Annotated in this window: 17 protein-coding genes; 13 read left to right on the top strand and 4 right to left on the bottom strand. The window is 71.5% G+C overall.

What is annotated here, in order from left to right; genetic code table 11:
- The first annotated feature begins 143 nt into the window (after positions 1 to 143).
- From ruvC to AB0B55_RS31670, 8 genes are all read left to right on the top strand, one after another.
- Positions 144 to 671, top strand: a complete 528-nt coding sequence (gene ruvC / locus AB0B55_RS31705) for a crossover junction endodeoxyribonuclease RuvC (protein WP_357134893.1) — start codon at positions 144 to 146, stop codon at positions 669 to 671.
- Complete coding sequence (gene ruvA, locus AB0B55_RS31700) at positions 668 to 1,270, top strand: Holliday junction branch migration protein RuvA (protein WP_355053641.1); 603 nt, start codon at positions 668 to 670, stop codon at positions 1,268 to 1,270. Before ruvC ends, ruvA begins: the two co-directional genes overlap by 4 nt.
- Positions 1,267 to 2,334, top strand: a complete 1,068-nt coding sequence (gene ruvB, locus AB0B55_RS31695) for a Holliday junction branch migration DNA helicase RuvB (protein ID WP_357175774.1) — start codon at positions 1,267 to 1,269, stop codon at positions 2,332 to 2,334. The genes ruvA and ruvB overlap by 4 nt, the downstream gene beginning before the upstream one ends.
- Positions 2,335 to 2,473: 139 nt before the next feature.
- Entirely contained in the window at positions 2,474 to 2,812 is a 339-nt protein-coding gene (yajC, locus tag AB0B55_RS31690) for a preprotein translocase subunit YajC (RefSeq protein WP_357134887.1), read from the top strand.
- A 279-nt stretch (positions 2,813 to 3,091) separates the two neighbouring features.
- The gene (gene secD / locus AB0B55_RS31685) at positions 3,092 to 5,005 is read left to right on the top strand and encodes a protein translocase subunit SecD (protein WP_357175771.1); all 1,914 of its coding nucleotides are present in this window, start codon (positions 3,092 to 3,094) and stop codon (positions 5,003 to 5,005) included.
- Position 5,006: 1 nt separating this feature from the next.
- Positions 5,007 to 6,197: a protein translocase subunit SecF gene (gene secF, locus AB0B55_RS31680; protein ID WP_357175768.1), complete on the top strand. Its 1,191-nt coding sequence runs from the start codon at positions 5,007 to 5,009 to the stop codon at positions 6,195 to 6,197.
- A gap of 201 nt (positions 6,198 to 6,398) precedes the next feature.
- Positions 6,399 to 6,965 (top strand): adenine phosphoribosyltransferase, encoded by a 567-nt coding sequence (locus AB0B55_RS31675; protein ID WP_357133529.1) that lies wholly within the window; start codon positions 6,399 to 6,401, stop codon positions 6,963 to 6,965.
- A 247-nt stretch (positions 6,966 to 7,212) separates the two neighbouring features.
- Positions 7,213 to 9,732, top strand: a complete 2,520-nt coding sequence (locus AB0B55_RS31670; RefSeq protein WP_355053635.1) for a bifunctional (p)ppGpp synthetase/guanosine-3',5'-bis(diphosphate) 3'-pyrophosphohydrolase — start codon at positions 7,213 to 7,215, stop codon at positions 9,730 to 9,732.
- A gap of 66 nt (positions 9,733 to 9,798) precedes the next feature.
- Here AB0B55_RS31670 and AB0B55_RS31665 read toward each other — a convergent pair whose 3' ends face one another.
- Together AB0B55_RS31665 and AB0B55_RS31660 are read right to left on the bottom strand one after the other, a co-directional pair.
- Positions 9,799 to 10,638 (bottom strand): peptidylprolyl isomerase, encoded by an 840-nt coding sequence (locus AB0B55_RS31665; protein ID WP_355053634.1) that lies wholly within the window; start codon positions 10,636 to 10,638, stop codon positions 9,799 to 9,801.
- A 59-nt stretch (positions 10,639 to 10,697) separates the two neighbouring features.
- Complete coding sequence (locus AB0B55_RS31660; RefSeq protein WP_357133515.1) at positions 10,698 to 11,570, bottom strand: peptidylprolyl isomerase; 873 nt, start codon at positions 11,568 to 11,570, stop codon at positions 10,698 to 10,700.
- A gap of 265 nt (positions 11,571 to 11,835) precedes the next feature.
- Between AB0B55_RS31660 and AB0B55_RS31655 the strand changes: the two genes are divergently transcribed.
- The 3 genes from AB0B55_RS31655 (at position 11,836) to AB0B55_RS31645 (ending at position 14,960) form a co-directional block, all read left to right on the top strand.
- Positions 11,836 to 12,546, top strand: coding sequence for an MBL fold metallo-hydrolase (locus AB0B55_RS31655; protein ID WP_357133513.1), 711 nt, complete (start codon positions 11,836 to 11,838; stop codon positions 12,544 to 12,546).
- A 72-nt stretch (positions 12,547 to 12,618) separates the two neighbouring features.
- Positions 12,619 to 13,947: a histidine--tRNA ligase gene (hisS, locus tag AB0B55_RS31650; RefSeq protein ID WP_357175765.1), complete on the top strand. Its 1,329-nt coding sequence runs from the start codon at positions 12,619 to 12,621 to the stop codon at positions 13,945 to 13,947.
- A 71-nt stretch (positions 13,948 to 14,018) separates the two neighbouring features.
- Complete coding sequence (locus AB0B55_RS31645) at positions 14,019 to 14,960, top strand: acyl-ACP desaturase (protein WP_357133509.1); 942 nt, start codon at positions 14,019 to 14,021, stop codon at positions 14,958 to 14,960.
- Between the two features lie 105 nt (positions 14,961 to 15,065).
- Here the strand turns inward: AB0B55_RS31645 and AB0B55_RS31640 are convergent, their stop codons facing one another.
- Positions 15,066 to 15,572, bottom strand: coding sequence for a PaaI family thioesterase (locus AB0B55_RS31640; RefSeq protein ID WP_357133507.1), 507 nt, complete (start codon positions 15,570 to 15,572; stop codon positions 15,066 to 15,068).
- Positions 15,573 to 15,627: 55 nt separating this feature from the next.
- Here AB0B55_RS31640 and AB0B55_RS31635 point away from each other — a divergent pair, with 55 nt between their 5' ends.
- Both AB0B55_RS31635 and AB0B55_RS31630 read left to right on the top strand, forming a co-directional pair.
- Positions 15,628 to 16,104, top strand: coding sequence for a helix-turn-helix domain-containing protein (locus tag AB0B55_RS31635; protein WP_357175763.1), 477 nt, complete (start codon positions 15,628 to 15,630; stop codon positions 16,102 to 16,104).
- A 435-nt stretch (positions 16,105 to 16,539) separates the two neighbouring features.
- Positions 16,540 to 17,583: a S1 family peptidase gene (locus tag AB0B55_RS31630; protein WP_357175760.1), complete on the top strand. Its 1,044-nt coding sequence runs from the start codon at positions 16,540 to 16,542 to the stop codon at positions 17,581 to 17,583.
- A gap of 63 nt (positions 17,584 to 17,646) precedes the next feature.
- Here AB0B55_RS31630 and AB0B55_RS31625 read toward each other — a convergent pair whose 3' ends face one another.
- Positions 17,647 to 18,366, bottom strand: coding sequence for a DUF998 domain-containing protein (locus tag AB0B55_RS31625; RefSeq protein ID WP_357175757.1), 720 nt, complete (start codon positions 18,364 to 18,366; stop codon positions 17,647 to 17,649).
- Positions 18,367 to 18,493 lie beyond the last annotated feature (127 nt).

Raw genomic sequence — 18,493 nt, 5'->3', positions numbered from 1 at the left:
GGCGCGGGGCGCGGGGCGCGGGGCGCGGGGCGCGGGGCGCGGGGCGCGGGGCGCGGGGCGCGGGGCGCGGGGCGTGTCCCGTGGGGGCGATGGGGAGGGTGGGGGTTAGGGTGTCGAACACACGTACTGGGGGAGGGGGCGGCGTGCGGGTGCTGGGGGTCGATCCGGGGTTGACGCGCTGTGGGGTGGGCGTCGTCGAGGGCGTGCCCGGCCGGCCCTGCACGCTGGTCGCCTACTACGTGGTCTACACCGATCCGGCCGACGACCTGGCGTTGCGGCTGCTGCACCTGGACCGGTCGCTGACCGAGTTGGTGACCAAGCACGAACCGGAGAGTGTCGCCGTCGAGCGGGTGTTCAGTCAGCACAACGTCCGTACGGTGATGGGCACCGCCCAGGCCAGCGGCATCGCGGTGCTGGCCGGGGCGCGGGCCGGGTTGCCGGTGCAGACGTACACCCCGAGCGAGGTGAAGGCGGCGGTGACCGGTTCCGGTCAGGCCGACAAGGCGCAGATGACCGCGATGGTGACCCGGCTGCTGCGGTTGGCCGAGCCGCCGAAACCGGCGGACGCCGCCGACGCGCTCGCCCTGGCCATCTGTCACGTGTGGCGCGGCGGCACCCGGTCCAAGCTGGCCGCCGCGGCCGACCGGGCACGACGAGGAGGAGCACGATGATCGCCAGCGTGCGCGGCACGGTGACCGCGACGGGTCCGGATCTGGCCGTGATCGAGGTCGGCGGGGTCGGCCTGGCCGTGCACTGCGCTCCCGGGACGCTCGCCGAGCTGCGGGTGGGACAGCCGGCGCGGCTGGCGACCAGCCTGGTGGTCCGGGAGGACTCGCTGACCCTGTACGGGTTCGCCGACGACGACGCCAGGGCGCTGTTCGAGCTGTTGCAGACCGCCAGCGGGGTCGGCCCGCGGCTGGCCCAGGCCGTGCTGGCGGTGCACACGCCGGACGCGGTGCGCAAGGCCATCGCCAACGCCGACACCGCCGCGCTGACCCGGGTGCCCGGGATCGGCAAGAAGGGCGCCGAGCGGCTGGTGCTGGAGTTGCGTGACCGCATCGGCCCGGTCTCGATCGGCGCCGACGGGGCCGGTGGCGTGACCGGTGGCGCGTGGCCCGACCAGGTCCGGCAGGCGCTTGTCGGGCTGGGCTGGACGGCCGGGCAGGCGGACCAGGCGGTGGCCGCCGTGGCGGAGACGATCGACGGGCCCACCCCGCCCGTGCCGGTCCTGCTCAAGCAGGCCATCCGGCTGCTGGGCCGGACCCGATGAGCGAGACCGACGGGCTCGTCTCGGCGTACGTCAGCGATGCCGAGCGCGACGCGGAGGCGACCGTACGGCCTCGGCGGCTGGCGGAGTTCATCGCCCAGGACCGGGTGCGTGACCAGCTCGACCTGCTGTTGCAGGGCGCCATGCGGCGGGGGTCGCCGCCGGACCACATCCTGCTGTCCGGGCCACCCGGGCTGGGCAAGACGAGCCTCGCCAACATCGTCGCCGCCGAGATGGGCGCGGGCATCCGAGTGACCAGCGGTCCGGCGATCGAACGGTCGGGTGACCTGGCGGCGATCCTGACCAGCCTCGCCGAGGGCGACGTGCTCTTCATCGACGAGATCCACCGGATCGCCCGACCGGCGGAGGAGCTGCTCTACAGCGCGATGGAGGACTTCCGGGTCGACGTGGTGGTCGGCAAGGGGCCGGGCGCGACCGCGATCCCGCTGGACGTCGAGCCGTTCACCCTGGTCGGCGCGACCACCCGCTCGGGTCTGCTGACCGGACCCATGCGGGACCGGTTCGGTTTCGTCGCGCACCTTGACTTCTACGCCCCGGCGGATCTGGAGACGCTGCTGCACCGTTCGGCGCGCATCCTCGGGGTGCCGATCACCCCGGACGGCGCGGCCGAGATCGCGGGCCGCTCCCGGGGCACGCCCCGGATCGCCAACCGGTTGTTGCGCCGGGTCCGTGACTACGCGGAGGTCCGCGCCGACGGTGTGGTCACCCTCGGCACCGCCCGCAAGGCCCTGACGGTGTACGACGTCGACGCGCTGGGCCTGGACCGGTTGGACCGGGCGGTGCTGACCGCCCTGGTGGACTCGTTCCGGGGTGGCCCGGTCGGGCTGTCCACCCTCGCCGTGGCGGTGGGGGAGCAGCCGGACACGGTCGAGGAGGTCTGCGAGCCGTTCCTGGTGCGTGCCGGCCTGTTGGCACGCACGCCCCGGGGGCGGGTGGCGACGGAGGCCGCCTGGCTGCATCTGGGGCGTACGCCACCGAATGGTACATTTGGGGCGGATATCCCGCCGACACCCGATCTGTTCTCCGTAGATACCGATCAGCCGTAATGTGAACGTGATCTGTGCCGCATTCGGTGTTCTCAGGTGCAGGGATTAGACTTCGCCGCGGTCTGTACAGGTTGTGAGAATCCGCCTCCGCTCTGGCACCCCCCGTGCCGGCGTGGAGGCCAATGGGAAGGCAGTAACCGTGCAATACCTTGCAGCGGGTGGTGGAGCCGGCGGCTTCACGCCGGTCCTGATGGTCGTCCTGCTCGGCGGCGTCATGTACTTCATGATGATCCGTCCCCAGCAGAAGCGTCGTCGCGACGCCGAGGCCATGCAGTCCGGGCTCGGCCCGGGCGACGAGGTCGTCACCATCGGCGGGCTCTACGGCACGGTCACCGGCGTCGAGGACGACGCCGTCCTGCTCGAGATCGCTCCGGGCGTCCAGACCCGCTACGCCCGCCCGGCCATCGCCCGGGTGGTCACCCGCGCGGAGCTGCCGAGCGAGCCGGTCACCGAGGACGCGGACACCGTCAAGGAGTGACCTCCCGCGAGGGGTCGACGGTTCCGGCGGCAAGGCCGGCCGACCGACTCCCCGGGGCACCGCGCCCGACGGGGCAGCGGACGTGACGTGAAAACTGGATAGTTGGGTCGACGCCGGGCGTCGGCACGTTCCCGTGGCCGTCGGCGTCCCCGTGCCGGCGTGTCCGGTCACTGTGTCGGCACCCCGCCGACCCAGGTCAGATCGTTGGCCGGAACCCCCGGCTCGACACTCGCCGCCGCCGCGCGCAGCGGCGCGACCGTACAGGGAGACAGGACAACCGTGGCACCACCTCAGGGACAGATGCGCCCCGGCCGGCAACTCGCCGTGCTCGGGCTCATCTTCGTCGTCCTCTACCTTCTGGTGTTCTTCGCGGGCGGTGCCAGCGGCAGCTTCAAGGACCGGCTGGAGCCACGGCTCGGCCTGGACCTGATCGGCGGCACCCGGGTCACGCTGGAGGCGACCAACTCCGTCGACGGTAAGCCCCCGACGGCGGAGAACCTCGAGGAGGCCCGCCAGATCATCGAGAGCCGGGTCAACGCGTTCGGCGTGGCCGAGGCCGAGGTGGTCACCGAGGGCAACCGGAACATCGTCATCTCCCTGCCCGGTGAGAACCGGGACCTCACCGACGTGGGCAGCGCCGCCGAGCTGCGCTTCCGCAAGGTGCTCAAGGCCGCCGACGGCAGCGGGACGGCCGTCGCGCCGCCGGCCGCCGCGCCGACCCCGAGCGCCGCGCCGCCGTCCGGCGCCCCGTCGGCTAGCGCCGCGCCGAAGGTGACCCCGTCGGCGACCGGCGCGGCGAAGGTGAGCCCGTCGGCCAGCGGTGGACAGGGCGGGATGGCGCCCGCGCCGTCCGCCAGCGCCACGCCGACCCCGTCGGCCTCCGCGAGTGCCGCGCCCTCGGCGAGCGCCAGCGCCGAGCCGGTGCCGGCGAGCATCGAGGAGCAGCGCAAGGCAGTCGAGCAGAAGGTCGGAGCCGCCGCCTGGCAGACCGCGAGTGGCCTGCAGGCCCCCGCCGACCTCAGCGCCGACCCGTCGCTGGGCGACAAGCTCAAGCCGTTCAGCACGCTGACCCCGCAAGAGGTCGCCGTCCTGCCGGCGCAGATGCAGTTCAACGTGCCGACCATCGGTTGCGCGCAGCTCGACAAGCGCCCGCCGGCGTCGATCTCCGACCCGAAGCAGCAGGTCGTGTCCTGCGAGGACGGCGCGTCGAAGTACCTGCTCGACCAGGCCAAGGTGCTGGGTACCGACGTGGACGACGCCGACGCGGTGCTCGACCAGGCCAACTCCTGGGTGGTCAGCCTCGACTTCACGGGCGACGGCCAGGGCAAGTGGACGGCGCTGACCCGCGAGGCGTTCGGCAACGAGGGCCAGGCCTGTGACGCCACCGCCCTCGGCCAGGACGGCAAGTGCCGGGTGGCCGTGGTGCTGGACAACGAGATCGTCTCCTCGCCGGAGATCCAGGGTGTGCTGACCGGCAACTCGCAGATCACCGGCCAGTTCACCCAGAAGGACGCCAGCACCCTCGCCGGTCAGCTCCGCTACGGCGCGCTGCCGGTGACGTTCGAGCAGCAGGAGGCGCAGAACGTCACGGCGACCCTGGGCGCCAGCCACCTGCGGGCCGGTCTGCTCGCGGCCGGCATCGGCATGCTGCTGGTCATCATCTACGCGTTCTTCTACTACCGGCTGCTCGGCTCGGTCATCTTCCTGAGCCTCATCCTCTCCGCGCTGCTGGTCTTCGGCGCGCTGGTGGTGCTCGGCCGGCAGATCGGCTTCACGCTCACCCTCGCCGGCATCGCCGGCATGATCGTCTCGCTCGGTGTGGCGGCGGACTCGTTCGTCATCTACTTCGAACGACTCAAGGATGAGATCAGAGAGGGTCGCAGCCCACGCAGCGCGGTGCCCCGCGCCTGGATCCGGGCCCGCCGGACGATCATCTCGGCCAACGCGATCACGTTGCTCTCCGCGGTGGTGCTCTACGTGGTCTCGGTCGGCACGGTCAAGGGCTTCGCGTTCGCGCTCGGCCTGGCCACGGTGCTGGACCTGGTCGTGGTCTTCCTCTTCCGGCACCCGATCATGACGATGTTCGCCCGGACCCGGGCGTTCCTGTCCCCGCGGGTCAGCGGCCTGGGCCGGGCTCTTCCGGCCCGCAGCCAGCAGACTCAGCCCCGCAACCCGCGCGCCAAGGAGGCCTGAGATGGCTCAAAACGGTTTGGCGAGCCGCCTCTACAACGGCGAGGCCGGTCTCAACATCGTCGGCCGCCGCAAGCTGTGGTTCGGTGTCGCCGGTGTCCTGATCCTGGTCGCGATCCTCAGCTTCGCGCTCCGCGGTTTCAGCCTCGGCATCGAGTTCGCCGGCGGTAACTCGTTCCAGGTGCCGGCCAGCGTCGGCACCCTGGACGGCGCCGAGCGCGAGGTCAACTCGGCCCTCGCGACCGAGAACACCGGCGTCAAGGTCGCCACCACGCAGAAGGTCGGCGGCCCGGGTGGCGACTCGTACGAGCTGCGGACGCCGCAGCTCACCGTCGAGCAGGCCAACGCGGTCAAGGCCCAGATCGCCGAAGACCTCAACATCAACGCCAACGAGATCAGCAGCAACCAGGTCAGCGAGGCGTGGGGCAGCCAGGTGACCGAGCGGGCGGTGCTCGGCCTGGTCATCTTCATCGCGCTGGTGATGGTCTACCTGATCCTGCGCTTCGAGTGGCGGATGGCCGTCGCGGCGGTCTCGTCGCTGTTCATGAACCTGATCCTGACCGCCGGCATCTATTCGCTGGTCGGCTTCGAGGTCACCCCGTCGACGATCATCGGCTTCCTCACGATCCTGGGCTTCGCGCTCTACGACGTGGTGGTGGTCTTCGACAAGGTGCAGGAGAACACGCGGGGCATCACCGCCAACAACAACATGACGTACAGCGAGGCGGCCAACCTGGCCGTCAACCAGAGCCTCATGCGGTCGCTCAACACCTCCGTGGTGGCGCTCCTGCCGGTCGGCGGTCTGCTCTTCATCGGTGCCGGCCTGCTCGGCGCGGGCACCCTGAAGGACCTCGGCCTGGTGCTGTTCGTCGGTATGGCGGTGGCGTTCCTGACCTCCATCCTGGTGGCGACGCCGCTGCTGGCGCTGCTGAAGAACTACGACCCGCGTATCCAGGCGCACAACAAGCGGGTGCAGACCCGCCGGGGTGCGTTGGGCCGTGGTGAGGCCACCGGCAAGGTCACGCCGACGCCGGTCGACGGCGACGCGGCCGACGTGATCGACCCGGACTCGGCGGCGCTGGCCGGCGCGGCCCCCAAGGTGGGTTCGCGGCCGGCGGGCAAGCGGCCGACCGGCGCGCGGGGCGGCCGCCCCGGCGGCGGCGGTAACCGGCCCGGTGGCGCCAAGCGTCGCTGACCGGCCGGCGCGCTCACCAGCGCGAGGCGAGGGCGAAAGGAAGGGCCCCTTGTTATGCACCAGGCGATAACAAGGGGCCCTTCCTTTCGCAGCACCTGATCGGCCCGGGGCTGACCCGGGAGGAAACGCCCGAACGGCGTCCGGCATGCTGTGCGAGCAGCATGCCGGACGCCGTCGTCGTTGGAAGGGAACGCAACAGCCGTGACGGAGACCCACAGCAGCGCCCCGCGGGGGGACAGCGGCCCGGAGGCCGCCCGACTGGTGGCCAGCCGGGTGCTGGACGTGCCGGACTTCCCCAAGCCCGGTGTCCTGTTCAAGGACCTGATGCCGCTGTTCGCCGACGGAAAGGCGTTCCGCGAGGTTGTCGACGGGATCGTCGCGTACCACGGGCGGGACGCGTTCGACGTGGTGGTCGGCATCGAGGCGCGGGGGTTCGTCGTCGCGGCGGCCGTCGCGTACGCGGCCGGGGTGGGTGTCGTACCGGTGCGTAAGGCCGGCAAGTTGCCCCGTCCGGCGCACTCGGTCTCGTACGCGCTGGAGTACGGCGAGGCCACGCTCGAGGTGCACGAGGACGCCTTCACCGCCGGCCACCGGGTGCTCGTCGTCGACGACGTGCTGGCCACCGGGGGCACCGCCGAGGCGACGCTGGACCTGGTCGAGCGTGCGGGCGGTACGGTGACGGGCTTCACCGTACTGTTGGAGCTTGCCTTCCTGGGCGCCCGGGAGCGACTGACGCCGCGTCCGGTCCATGCCCTTTTGACCGTTTGATCCCTGTCGCGCTGGCGCTGGGACGGGGGTGCGCCCACGTCGCGGATCGAACGGCCGTGCCGACCGGCGGAGCCGAGGCCCGGTCAGGCCGGCCGCCCGGGGCGTCGACCGTCCGGCGGAGCGGCAGGGGACCGTCCGTGCGGGTAGCATTGCCCATTGCTGACGCCGGCGGTACACCGTCCGGCGACGCGAGACCAGGCCGGCCGACACACGGCCGGCGTGTTTCCGGCGAGCGGTGAGGAGGCCGGTGTCCCACGATGTCGTCCCTCCGGCGGAGGGCACGGTGCACCCCACAGGCGACGCTGACGGCTCGGTGACCGACCGGAACGGCGACGCGCCGGCCCGGGTGACGGGCACCGACAACGGCTCCGGCAGGGCTCCTGCCGACAGCGTGACGGCTCCTACCGAGGTCACGGCGAGCGCCGTCGAGGCGTCGCCCGGCGCGGACGGGGTCGTGGTTCCGTTCCCGACCGATGTCGACCCGTCGCCGAGCGGCGGCTTCGGGTTCTCCAACGCGCCCACCGGCCGACGGGTGCGCGCCCGCCTGGCCCGGTTCAACGCGCCCTGGCAGACCTCGCAGGTCAGCGAGGTGCTGGAGCCGCTCATCGCCAGCCACCGGGAGAACCACCCGAAGGCCGACGCACGGTTGCTCCAGCGTGCCTTCGACACGGCCGCGCGGTGGCACTCCGGCCAGTACCGCAAGTCCGGCGACCCGTACATCACGCATCCCCTCGCCGTGGCGACGATCCTGGGCAACCTGGGGATGGACACGACCACGCTGGTCGCCGCGCTGCTGCACGACACTATCGAGGACACCGAGTACACCCTCGACGCGATGCGCGCCGACTTCGGCGGCGAGGTCGCCCTGCTGGTCGACGGCGTCACCAAGCTGGACAAGGTCAAGCTGGGCGACGCGGCCAAGGCCGAGACGATCCGCAAGATGGTCGTGGCGATGGCCAAGGACCCGCGGGTGCTGGTGATCAAGCTGGCCGACCGGCTGCACAACATGCGTACCCTGTCCTTCCTGCCGGCGCCGAAGCGCGAGCAGAAGGCCAAGGAGACCCTGGAGATCCTCGCGCCGCTGGCCCACCGCCTCGGTATGAACACGATCAAGTGGGAGCTGGAGGATCTGGCCTTCGGCACGCTCTTCCCGAAGCGGTTCGAGGAGATCAACCGGCTGATCGGTGAGCACCAGCCGCAGCGCGAGTCGCTGCTGCGGCAGGTCACCCAGAAGGTCGGCACCGACCTGAAGGCCGCCAAGATCAAGGCGGAGACGACCGGCCGACCGAAGCACCTCTACTCGATCTACCAGAAGATGATCGTGCGGGGTCGCGACTTCAACGACATCTACGACCTGGTGGGTGTGCGAATCCTGGTCGACACGGTGCGGGACTGCTACGCGGCGCTCGGGGTCATCCACGCCAACTGGCAGCCGGTGCCGGGCCGGTTCAAGGACTACATCGCCATGCCCAAGTTCAACATGTACCAGTCGTTGCACACGACGGTCATCGGGCCCACCGGCAAGCCGGTGGAGATGCAGATCCGCACGTACGCGATGCACCGCACCGCCGAGTTCGGCATCGCCGCGCACTGGAAGTACAAGGAGCACAAGGGCACCCCGGTGGTCGGTCCGCCGGCGCACATCGACGAGATGACCTGGCTGCGGCAGCTGCTGGACTGGCAGCGCGAGGCCGCCGACCCGAGCGAGTTCCTGGACGCGCTGCGCTTCGACCTGTCCAGCCAGGAGGTGTACGTCTTCACCCCCAAGGGTGACGTCATCCCGCTGCCGACCGGGTCGACGCCTGTCGACTTCGCGTACGCGGTGCACACCGAGGTCGGGCACAAGTGCATCGGCGCGCGGGTCAACGGCAAGCTCGTGCCGCTGGAGTCGACGCTGTCCAACGGCGACGTGATCGAGATCTTCACGTCGAAGTCCGAGACGGCCGGCCCCACGCAGGACTGGCTGGGATTCGTCAAGAGCCCGCGCGCTCGCACCAAGATCCGCCAGTACTTCAACAAGGAGCGGCGCGAGGAGGCGATCGAGGCCGGCAAGGACGCGATCGTCAAGGCGATGCGCAAGCAGGGCATGCCGCTGCAGCGGATGCTCACCTCCGACGCGCTGATGTCGATCGCACGGGACCTGCACCTCGCCGACGTGGCCTCGCTCTACGCGGCCGTCGGCGACAGCCAGGTCTCCGCGCAGTCGGTGGTGCAGAAGCTGATGGCCGCGTACGGCGGCGAGGAGGGCGCGGCGGAGGACATCGCCGAGACCGCCGTCGCCACCCGGCCGCCGCGCAGCCGGCAGAGCAGCAGCGACCCGGGCGTGGTGGTCCGGGGCGTCAGCGACGTCTGGATCAAGCTGGCGCGGTGCTGCACCCCGGTTCCGCCCGACTCGGTGTTCGGGTTCGTCACCCGCTCCGGTGGGGTGAGCGTGCACCGTGACGACTGCGCCAACGCCGAGGACCTGCGGGCGCAGGCCGAACGGGTGGTCGAGGTGAGCTGGAAGCTCACGTCCGCCTCCACGTTCCTGGTGGCGATCCAGGTCGAGGCTCTGGACCGGCACAAGCTGCTCGCCGACGTCACCCGGGTGCTCTCCGACGAGCGGGTGAACATCCTGTCCGCGACCGTCACCACCACCCGTGACCGGGTCGCGGTGAGCCGGTTCAGCTTCGAGATGGCCGACCCGAAGCACCTGGGCCACCTGCTGGCCACCGTTCGCAAGGTCGACGGTGTGTTCGACGCGTACCGGGTCACCTCCGGCGCCTGACGCGTACCCCACACACGAGAGCGCCCGCCGGCTCAGCCGGCGGGCGCTTCGTCATCCTGGTGGGCGTCAGCCCTGCGGCGCGCTCATCGTGAGGGTCTTGATGACGACCTCCTTCTTCGGGTGGCCGCCACCGGCCTGCTGGGCGAACGCCCCGTCGTCGCCGGCCTTGGCCACGTCCTTGACGATGTCCATGCCACCGGTGACGGTGCCCAGCACGGTGTACGCCGGGTCGAGCGGCGAGTCTCCGTACACGATGAAGAACTGGCTACCGGTGCTGCCCGGCTGACCGGAGTTGGCCATCGCGATGACACCCTCCGGGTACGGCGGGCGCTTGTCGGTGGGCAGGTTCTCCTCGGGCAGCCGGAAGCTCGGGCCACCCGTGCCGTCGGTGTCCCGCCAACCCTTGCCGGTGGCGCTCGGGTCACCGCACTGCAGCACCTTGATGCCCTCGGTCACCAGGCGGTGGCACTTGGTGTTGTCGAAGAACTTCTTCTCGGCGAGGAGGCTGAACGCCCCCGCCGTGCAGGGCACCTGCGACCGGTCGACCTTGGCCGTGATCGGGCCCAGGTTGGTGTCGATCGTCATGGTCTGCACACCGCTGGCGGACTGCTGGTTGCTCGGTACCCCGACGTCCTTGATCTGCGGGGACCGCTGGTCGGCCGGCATCGCGTTGTAGACGCACTCGGACGCCCCGGGCGCCGACGCGGCGTTCTTGTCCTTGTCGTCGTCGCCGCCGAGGGTCGTGGCCAGCCAGACGGTGCCGGCGACCACGAGGACCAGCACGGCGGCGGCGCCGACGATCGCCTGCGTCTGGCGGCGCTTGCGGGCCTTGGCCGAGCGCTCGGCCATCTCCTTCTCGAGTCGGGCGCGTGCCGCCGCGCGCTGCCGCTCTCTGGTGGACGTCACGCCTGGATCCTCCTGGCTGTTTGCTGCGGGGTGCCGCTCGGGTGGGTGGGGGCGACCGGTCAGCCGGCGCTCGGGCTGCTGGCCGGGGCGCCGGAGGGCGGCGGTGCCGCGCCGGTGACCGGCTCGCCGACCGTGAGGCTCTGGATCACCACGTCGGTCTTGGGCTTCACCTTCGCCCCGGTCCCATTGTCCACGGTCGGCTGGGCGCCGATCTTCTCCACCACGTCCAGCCCGCCGGTGACCTTGCCGATCACCGGGTACTTCGGGTCCGCCGTGGTGAAGTCCTTGAAGAAGATCAGGAACTGGCTGCCGTTGGCGCCCGGCGGGTTGGAGATCATCGCCACGGTGCCCTTGGGGTACGTCGGCGGCTGTCCGGGCGCGGGGCTGGCCGAGGGCGACGGCGCGGTCGGCACGTCCTCGTCGTAGAACGAGTAGGTGGGCCCACCGAGGCCGGTGCCGCTGGGGTCACCGCAGCGTAGCGCGCCGTCGGTGGTGATCTCGTGGCACTTGGTGTTGTCGTAGAACGACCGGCTCGCCAGGTGGGCGATGCTCGCGGCGGCGCACGGCGAGCTGGTCAGGTTCAGCTCGGCGGTGATCGGCGCGCCCTGGTTGGTGGTGACGGTCATCGCCCGGGTGCCGTCGGTCGGCAGACCCTTGGTCTCCGGCGTGCCGACGTCCTTGAGGTTGGTGTTCGCCGTCGCGTCCTGCGGCGTCCAGAGGCAGGTGTCCTCCGCGGCCGCGTTCTGCTTCGGGTCGGAGTCGAACGCCCCGAGCGCCCAAGCCGAGCCGGCAACGATCACCGCGAGGACCAGGAAGGCGCCCACGCCGGCCTGGATCTGCCGACGCCGCCGCGTGGCGGCCGCCCGGCGTGCCATCTGCCGGTCGAGCTTGGCCCGCGCCAGTTTGCGCTGCCGGTCCCTGCTGGAAGCCACAGGTGCTCCCCTTTCTTCGCCTGATCGTCACCGGCGGCCGGCTCTCCCGGCCCGTCCGGGCGTCGCGTGTGCCGCGCCACACGCCCGCCAGAGTGTACGGCTAGTGACTGGGAATGTGGTGTACGAGGTCCACCCCGTCCCGAGCAGCGCTTATCGGAAGTTGTCACTGTGCCGGTCGGGGCGCGCGGGACGGACGCGGCGAACCCGCTCGGCCCGCCCGATAGGCTGCTGGCAGGACGACAGCTCGACGGAGAGGACAGCGCCCGTGCTCGTGGCCGGCTTTCCCGCGGACGCCTTCGGCACCAACTGTTACGTGGTCGCCACCGCGCCGGGGGAGCAGTGCGTGGTGGTCGACCCCGGCATCGGGGTGCTCGACCAACTCGACGCGCTGCTCGCCGAGCACCGCCTGCATCCGGCCGCTGTGCTGCTCACCCACGGCCACCTGGACCACACGTTCTCGGTGGCGCCGGTCTGCGACGCCCGCGGGATCACCGCGTACGTGCACCCCGGCGACCGGGAGATGCTCGCCGACCCGGCCAAGGGCCTCTCGGCCGACCTGACGTCGCTCTTCGGCGGCCGGCTGAGCTACAGCGAGCCGGAGGACGTGGCCGAGTTGACCGACGGCGCCACCCTCACGCTCGCCGGCCTGGAGATCGCCGTCGACCACGCGCCGGGCCATACCGGCGGGTCGGTGCTGTTCCGGCTGCCCGGCGCCGGGTCGGGCTGGGAGGCGGACGAGATCTGCCTCTCCGGCGACGTCCTCTTCGCCGGTTCGATCGGCCGCACCGACCTGCCCGGCGGCAGCATGCCGGCCATGCTCGCCAGCCTGCGCGACAAGATCCTTCCGCTGGCCGACGACACCGTCGTGCTGCCCGGCCACGGCCCGAGCACCACCATCGGCCGCGAGCGCGCCGGCAACCCGTACCTCGTCGAGGTGGCCGGCACGTCGCCGGCCGCGCCCACCCGGGGTTTCTAGATCATTCGTCCGCGCCGCGCGCGGACCCACGACACCACCGCGCCATGGGCGCGGAACCGCAAGGAGTACGCGATGAGCAAGCCCACGCCCATCTCCGGGTTCCCGGAGTGGACCCCCGGTCAGCGGATGATCGAGCAGTTCGTGCTCGACAAGATCCGCGACACCTTCGAGCTGTACGGGTTCGCCCCCCTGGAGACCCGCTCGGTGGAGCCGCTGGACCAGCTCCTGCGCAAGGGGGAGACCTCCAAGGAGGTCTACGTGATCCGGCGGCTGCACGCCGACGCCGAGGGCGCCGGTGGTGATGACCAGCTCGGGCTGCACTTCGACCTGACCGTGCCGTTCGCCCGCTACGTGTTGGAGAACGCCGGCAAGCTCACCTTCCCGTTCCGTCGTTACCAGATCCAGAAGGTGTGGCGGGGGGAGCGGCCGCAGGAGGGCCGCTACCGGGAGTTCGTCCAGGCCGACATCGACATCGTCGACCGGGACACCCTCGCCCCGCACCACGAGGCGGAGATGCCGCTGGTCATCGGGGACGCGCTACGTGCCCTGCCCATCCCGCCGGTGACCATCCAGGTCAACAACCGCAAGATCTGGGAGGGCTTCTTCCGGGGCATCGGGGTGACCGACCCGGAGGCGGCGCTGCGTACCGTCGACAAGCTCGACAAGATCGGCCCGGCGAAGGTGGTCGAGCTGTTGGCCGAGACCGCGGGGGCGAGCGAGGCGCAGGCCAAGGCGTGCCTCGCGTTGGCCGAGATCTCCGCGCCGGACGCCTCGTTCGCCGACGCCGTACGCGCGCTCGGGGTCAGCGACCCGCTGCTGGACGAGGGCGTCGACGAGCTGGTCCGGGTGGTGGAGACCGCGGCCGGGCACTCGCCCGGCCTCTGCGTGGCCGACCTGCGCATCGCCCGCGGCCTGGACTACTACACGGGCACGGTCTACGAGACCCAGCTGCGCGGCTACGAGCGGTTCGGCTCGATCTGCTCCGGCGGCCGGTACGACAACCTGGCCAGCGCCGGCGCCGTCTCGTACCCCGGTGTGGGCATCTCGATCGGGGTGACCCGGCTGCTCGGGCTGCTCTTCGGGGCGGGGGAGCTGACCGTCTCCCGTTCGGTGCCCACCTGTGTCCTGGTGGCGCTCGCCGACGAGGAGCACCGGGCGGCCAGCGACAAGATCGCGGCAGAGCTGCGTCGGCGGGGGATCGCCACCGAGGTGTCCCCGAGCGCGGCCAAGTTCGGCAAGCAGATCCGGTACGCCGAGCGGCGGGGCATTCCGTACGTCTGGTTCCCGGGGGCCGACGGCGCGGCGGACGAGGTGAAGGACATCCGCTCCGGTGAGCAGGTCACGGCCGACGCGCAGGCCTGGACGCCACCCCCGGGCGACCTCCGGCCGGCGGTGAACTGAGGGCTTCCACTGGCGCTATCGGTCGCGGGGACCTACGGTAGCGTAAGTTACGCCACCGTAGGGAGTTCTTCGTGACCGTGAGCACCACACTGAGCCAGACCGCCCTGCTCGTCGAGCTGGAGCCGGTAGTCGCGCGCAACCTGGACCGCCATCTCTCGTTGGCGAAGGAATGGTTCCCGCACGAGTACGTGCCGTGGAGCGAGGGGCGCACCTTCGACGGGCCGCTCGGTGGCGAGGCGTGGTCGCCGACCGACTCAACGATCCCGGACGTGGCCCGCACCGCGCTGATCGTGAACCTGCTGACCGAGGACAACCTGCCCTCGTACCACCACGAGATCGCCACCCTGTTCGGCCGCGACGGCGCCTGGGGCACCTGGGTGCACCGGTGGACCGCGGAGGAGGGCCGGCACGGCGTCGCGATCCGCGACTACCTGACCGTCACCCGCGCCGTCGACCCGGTGGCGTTGGAGCGGGCCCGGATGACGCACATGTCGGAGGGCTACACGAACGCCCACGGCGACGAGGTGCTGCACTCGCTGGCGTACGTCTCGTTCCAGGAGTTGGCCACCCGGATCTCGCACCGCAACACCGGCAAGGCCACCGGCGACCCCGCCTGCGAGGCGCTGCTGGCCCGGGTGGCCGCCGACGAGAACCTGCACATGGTCTTCTACCGGAACCTGCTCGCCGCCGCGTTCGAGCTGGCCCCGAGCCAGGCCATGCGGGCCGTCGCCGATGTCGTCGCCGACTTCCAGATGCCCGGCAGCGGCATCGACGGCTTCGCCCGCAAGTCGGTGGCGATCGCCCTGGCCGGCATCTACGACCTGCGCCAGCACCGCGACGAGGTGTTGCAGCCGGTGCTGCGCCAGTGGGACGTCTTCAACGTCACCGGCCTCGACGCCGACGGCGAAGCCGCCCGCGAACAACTCGCCACCCAGCTCGACGCCCTGGACCGCGCGGCGTCCCGCTTCGAAGAAAAGCGCGACGCCCGAGCCGCCCGCCTGGCCCAGCGCTAACCCCCACCTGCACCCCGTCGATCTTGCACTTTCTGTTGTCACGAATCGGGGCACAGCCCGCGTTTCGGTGACAGGAACTGCAAGATCGACGGCAAAGGGGTGGGGTTAGGGGAGGGGGAGGATCAGGCAGGTGCTGGTGGCGTGGGCTACCAGGCGGCCCTGCGCGTCCGTTAGGCGGGCTTCGGCCAGGGCCGTGCGGCGTCCGCGTTGCAGGACGGTGCCCTCGCAGCTCAACGTGCCGCTCGCGACGGTGACCGGCCGGAGGAACTTCACGTTCAGGTCCAGCGAGGTGTAGCCGACCCCGGCGGGCAGCGTGGTGTGTACGGCGCAGGCGGCGGCGGTGTCCAGCAGTGTCGAGAGAACGCCGCCGTGCACGGTGCCCAGCGGGTTGTAGTGGAACTCCTGGGGGGTCAGCTCGACGACGACCCGCCCCTCGTCGGCCTCCATGCGGGCCATGTCGAGCAGGTGCATCACCGGGGGCGCGGCCAGTTCCCCCGCGATCATCGCGCGAAGCATGTCGAGGCCGCTGCGCCGACCGACCTGCGCCGCGTTGGCCGCCGGGTCCGACCAGGTGAAGGTACGGCTGCGCGCCGGCTCCTGAGTCTGTGTCATGGACGCAGCGTCGCAGGATGTTGCTGAGTCTGTCAATGAGACCTAGCCTGGTCGGATGAGGCCCGCGGCACTGGACTGGTCGGTGGAGAACTGCACCATCGCCCGCGCGATGGAGATCCTCGGCGAGCGGTGGACCATGGTGGTGCTGCGCGAGGTGTTCAGCGGCGTACGACGCTTCGACGACATGCGGGTCCGTACCGGGATCCCCAGGCAGGTTCTCACCAACCGGCTGGCCCTGCTGGTCGAGCGGGGCGTCCTTCGTCGCGAGCCGTACCGGGAGCCCGGCAGCCGACTGCGCCACGAGTACCGACTGACGGAGATGGGCCTCGCCCTCTGGCCCGTGCTCGTTGCCGTGCTCGGTTGGGGCGACAGGTACCTGGCCGACGCCGAGGGCGCGCCGTTGCGGGTGGAGCACCGCGACTGCGGCGCCGAGGTGCGCGCCGAGCTGCGCTGCGCCGACGGGCACGAGGTGCGGGACCCGCGTGACGTGCTGCCCCGCCCGGGGCCCGGCGCGCGCCGCCGCGACCCCTGACGCCGCCGGCCGCCCATCCCGGGGCGTCACACGTGTCCGCCCGGACGAGCCGGCGTCACACGTGTCCGCCCGGACGAGCCGGCGTGGCACGCGTCCGCCGGGGCTTGCCGGCGTCGTAGACGTCCGTCGGAACGGGCGGGCCGGCGTCGCCCGCGTCCGCCTGTTGTGGCGTCAACCGCCTCCGTTGCCCGGCGCTGTCCGAAAGGGATCCGGCGGTCGTCGGGGTGTGACGGTAGATGTCCCCGAGTGTGTCGATGGTGTTGCGCCGACGTCCTCGGTGACGTTCGACGAATTCGGGCGAAACCAGATCTTGTTAATGATCTTAAGTATGTGAATACTTCAGTTCACTCGACCGGTTTTCGCAGATCGGCCGGGTTGCCCTCGGGTCAGCCATCCCCGGCCAGACCCGTCTCCCCCGCCCAGGAGGTTTGTTACATGCGACCCACGAGGTCCTCCTTCCGTGTTGCGGCGACCGTCGCCGTGACCGGAACCCTGGTCGTCGGCTCGCTCATCGGCGCACCCGCCCAGGCCGCCCCCGCCGCCTCGCCCGACGCCGGCGCGGCCCTCTCCGCTCAGCTCGGTGACCGCTCCGCCGGCTCGTACATCGACGCCAGCGGCAAGACCGTCGTCACGGTGACCGACGCCGCCGCCGCGAGCGCGGTCAGCAAGGCCGGAGCGAGCGTCCGGTACGTCACCCGCGGCGCCGCCGAGCTCAACCGGGCCACCGCCGAGCTGGAGCGCTCGGCGAAGATCCCGGGCACCGCCTGGTGGAGCGACCCGATCACCAACCAGGTGGTCGTCTCCGTCGACAGCACCGTCACCGGCGCCAAGCTGGAGCGGGTCAAGGCGGCCGCCGCGCGCGCCAACGGCGCGGTGCGGGTCGAGGCCGAGGCCGGCGTGCTGAGCACCCGGATCTCCGGTGGCCAGGCCATCTACACCGGCGGTTACCGCTGCTCGCTGGGCTTCAACGTGCGCAGCGGCAGCACCTACTACTTCCTGACCGCCGGGCACTGCACCAACCTCGGCAGCAACTGGTACTCGAACTCGAGCCAGACCAGCCTGCTCGGCACCCGTACCGGCACCAGCTTCCCGGGCAACGACTACGGCATCGTGCGGCACAGCAACTCGGCGAACGCCGCCGGTAACGTCTACCTCTACAACGGCAGCTACCGGGACATCACCGGCGCCGGCAATGCGTCGGTCGGCCAGTCGGTGCAGCGCTCCGGCAGCACCACGGGCCTGCGCAGCGGCTCGGTGTCGGCGACCAACGCCACGGTGAACTACGCCGAGGGCTCGGTCTCCGGCCTGATCCGCACCAACGTCTGCGCCGAGGGTGGCGACAGCGGTGGCTCGCTCTTCTCCGGTAGCACCGCGCTCGGCCTCACCTCCGGCGGCAGCGGTAACTGCCGCACCGGCGGTACCACCTTCTTCCAGCCGGTCACCGAGCCGCTGAGCGTCTACGGCGTCAGCGTCTTCTGATCGACGTACCGCACGCGGGCCGCCGGGGCACTCCGGCGGCCCGCGTCGCGCGTGCGGGTCGGCTCACGCGAGCCGGTCGGGCCCGTCCGTCGGCAGCAACGAATCCGGGGGTACGACACCGGTCGTCGGCACCGACGGTCCGACTGGCGTGGTGCCGGCGGCGGCCCACGCGAGATGCGCCCGGCGCGCCGAGAGCACCGCCAGCAGCGGCCAGAGCGAGACGCCCACCGCCGTCACCCGTTCGGCCAGGCCGGTCCGGGATCCGCTGGTCACCTCGAACGCGAACCAGCCGAACAGGGCCAGCAGCACCAGCGTGGCGCTCAACGCCACGCCGCGCCGGAACGCCCAGGGCGGTTGCGGCGTGCGTGGATGCGCGGCGTCCGGGCCACGCGACAGCCGCAGCGCCGACCCGGCCGGCCAGAGCGCCAGCGCCAGGACGGCGATGGTCGCCACGATGCCGTGGCTGAGCGAGCCGCCGACCGCCGGTCGGGGAAAGGCGACGAGCGCGATGGTGGCCACGCCGCCGACGGCGAGCAGGAAACGGCTGGGTAGCCCGGCCGCGTGCAGCACCGCGGCGGTCGCCAGGTAACAGCACCCGAGCAGCACCAGGGCACTGATCATGATCCAGGCGTCGGTGGCGTCATGCCCGGCCAGTTCGCTGATGGTGTCGCGGATCGGGTCGTACCCGGCGGGTTGCCGGGCGCCCGCGACCGTCCAGCCGCCCACCAGCAGCACCGGCGCGGCGACCGCCGTGGCGACGCCCCAGTTCGGTACGGCGCGCATCAGGCCACGCTAACCGGCGTCGGGGCCCGCTGCCCGGGGTTCGCCGGCTCGTCCACCAGCGAATCGGGCCGGGCTGCCGGGTGCCCCCCAGCGGGCCCGGCCACCCCTGACAGAATGCGGGGTGAGG

Origin of the sequence: Micromonospora sp. NPDC049107, assembly GCF_040648595.1 — a bacterium.
Taxonomy (GTDB): domain Bacteria; phylum Actinomycetota; class Actinomycetes; order Mycobacteriales; family Micromonosporaceae; genus Micromonospora.
The sequence above is the reverse complement of the archived record's forward strand: the minus strand, read 5'-3'. Positions and strand labels throughout refer to the sequence as shown.

What these genes read in the sequence shown, in the direction of transcription:
- ruvA (WP_355053641.1), top strand. Translation starts at nt 668, where the DNA reads ATGATCGCCAGCGTGCGCGGCACGGTGACCGCGACGGGTCCGGATCTG.
- ruvB (WP_357175774.1), top strand. Translation starts at nt 1,267, where the DNA reads ATGAGCGAGACCGACGGGCTCGTCTCGGCGTACGTCAGCGATGCCGAG.
- secF (WP_357175768.1), top strand. Translation starts at nt 5,007, where the DNA reads ATGGCTCAAAACGGTTTGGCGAGCCGCCTCTACAACGGCGAGGCCGGT.
- hisS (WP_357175765.1), top strand. Translation starts at nt 12,619, where the DNA reads ATGAGCAAGCCCACGCCCATCTCCGGGTTCCCGGAGTGGACCCCCGGT.
- AB0B55_RS31640 (WP_357133507.1), bottom strand. Translation starts at nt 15,572, where the DNA reads ATGACACAGACTCAGGAGCCGGCGCGCAGCCGTACCTTCACCTGGTCG.
- AB0B55_RS31635 (WP_357175763.1), top strand. Translation starts at nt 15,628, where the DNA reads ATGAGGCCCGCGGCACTGGACTGGTCGGTGGAGAACTGCACCATCGCC.
- AB0B55_RS31630 (WP_357175760.1), top strand. Translation starts at nt 16,540, where the DNA reads ATGCGACCCACGAGGTCCTCCTTCCGTGTTGCGGCGACCGTCGCCGTG.
- AB0B55_RS31625 (WP_357175757.1), bottom strand. Translation starts at nt 18,366, where the DNA reads ATGCGCGCCGTACCGAACTGGGGCGTCGCCACGGCGGTCGCCGCGCCG.